This is a genomic window from Bradyrhizobium sp. (genome assembly GCF_049581145.1).
Lineage (GTDB): Bacteria > Pseudomonadota > Alphaproteobacteria > Rhizobiales > Xanthobacteraceae > Bradyrhizobium.
The window spans coordinates 1-1894 of the sequence record NZ_JBAURI010000006.1 but is presented as its reverse complement, the minus strand read 5'-3'; the positions used below and the strand labels follow the sequence as shown (position 1 = coordinate 1894).

The window sequence follows — 1894 nt, the reverse complement described above, 5'->3', positions numbered from 1 at the left end:
GAAAAATGGGAGGGGCTTCATGAAGCTATTTTTGGCTACCCTCGCTATCGCCTGCGCCCTGGTATTGTCTTCCTGCGCGACGCAACCAAGTGCGAGTGGCTACGACGCGCCGGGCTTCTTGTTGGGTCTTGTACACGGCTTCCTGTGCCTATTTTCTCTCATAGGTAGCTTCTTTTGGGATGTTCGAGTTTGCGAATATCCGAACGCAGGGAGATGGTACGATGCTGGATTTGTACTAGGCGCAGGTTGCTTCTTTGGCGCGGTAAGCCATCCCTTTGAGGAGGCCTACGTGCTCGGCTATGCAGACGGCGAGGCCGCAGCAAAGTCGCGCGACAATAAAGCCACCGACTAGCCCAACTTTCTCATGAGAAAGTTGGGCTAGAGCGATGCGTCTGCTTGCGCAGACCGAATGCGACGTCGAGCGCCCATCTCCAGCGCTGGGTGTAGCTCGACATGGTCAGGTTGATGTATTCCTGAGCCATCTGGCTGATGTTGTTGTTGGTCGAACGCGCCAGGTCTCCGAGCATGTGCGCCGGAATCCGGAAGATGCGGGTGATCTCCTGGATCTGCAGGTTGCGCGCCTGGATGAACTCCGCGTCGGACGCGCTCAGTGTGGTCGGCTGGTACTTCAGGCCCTGCTCGAGGACCAGGATCTTGCCGGCGTTCTGCAGCCCGCTCTTCTGCGTCTTCCAGTCGGCCGCCATGCGCGCGGCGGCTTCGGGCGAAAGCCTCTGCTCCGTGGTCAGGATGCCGCTGGTGTTGGCGCCCTGGCTCATATACTGCGCGGCCTGCCGCTCATAACCGAGCGACAGCGCGATGGCTTCCTTGGCGAGCACGATGCGCGATGCGCCCAGCAGCCCGTTCATCGAAAAGCCCTTGACGTGGATGATGTCCGCGGCAGGGACCAGGAACGGTTGGCCGGCGAGCTCGGCCCGCATCTTCAGGCCGTTCGGCGTGACGCGATAAAACAGTCCGCCGTCCGGCGATTCCCAGAGCGCGACCCAGTCGACGTTGACTGGAACCAGGCGTATCGTGACGCCGCGGCCGTTCTTGATCCGGACCGCGTAGGCATTGCCCCGCATCACGAGGCTGAACTGCATCATCTCCGCAAACTCGAAATAATCCTCCCAGTCGTTCGGCTGGTAGAGCAGCGGGGAGTATTCTCCCATCCAACACTATCTGCTGTGATTGTTATTGTTACAGCCCCTGTTAGCTATTCAGATAACAAGGCAACAAATAATTTTCTGAGACGAGCCGGGTGGGGCCCACGCCATGAGCCTGATAGCCGGCATCAGACTCAAACAAGCCAGAGACACCAGCGGCCCGATATCGTTCGCCTCACGCGATGAAGTTGACCACGCCGCCCTCAACGCGCAGCGCGGCGCCATTGGTGGCGGAGGCCTGGTTCGACGCGACATAGACCACCATGTTGGCGACCTCATCGACGCCGGCGAACCGCTGCAGCAGCGAGGTCGGGCGATGCTGCTTGACGAAGTTCGCAGCCGCCTCCTCGAGCGACTGGCCGTTCTGCCTGGCGAGGTCCTGCACGAAGGTCTCGACGCCGTCCGACATCGTCGGGCCCGGCAGCACCGCGTTGACGGTCACCGCGGTGCCGCGCGTCAATTGCGCGAGCCCACGCGAGATCGCAAGCTGCGCGGTCTTGGTGGTGCCGTAGTGGATCATTTCGGCCGGAATATTCAGTCCCGATTCCGAGGAGATGAAGACGATCCGGCCCCAGTTGCGCTTCAGCATGCCGGGCATGTAGGCCCGCGACAGCCGCACACCCGACATCACATTGACCTCGAAAAAGCGGCTCCAGTCCGCGTCGGGGTTATCGAAGAACGCTTTCGGCTCGAAAATCCCGGCGTTGTTGATGAGGATATCGACCTCCGGC

At 60.8% G+C, this 1894-nt stretch carries 3 protein-coding genes; 1 reads left to right on the top strand and 2 read right to left on the bottom strand.

Going from position 1 to position 1894, the window contains the following annotated elements:
* Window positions 1-352, top strand: a 352-nt coding sequence (locus WCB02_RS00210; protein ID WP_423955084.1) for a hypothetical protein, incomplete at its 5' end; no start/stop codon positions are given.
* Between the two features lie 10 nt (window positions 353-362).
* Here the strand turns inward: WCB02_RS00210 and WCB02_RS00205 are convergent.
* Window positions 363-1169 carry a phage portal protein gene (locus WCB02_RS00205; RefSeq protein ID WP_423955083.1) on the bottom strand — a complete coding sequence of 269 codons (807 nt, stop codon included), beginning with the start codon at window positions 1167-1169 and terminating at the stop codon, window positions 363-365.
* Window positions 1170-1338: 169 nt separating this feature from the next.
* Window positions 1339-1894: SDR family NAD(P)-dependent oxidoreductase (locus WCB02_RS00200; protein ID WP_423955082.1), on the bottom strand; the 556-nt coding region annotated here is incomplete at its 5' end.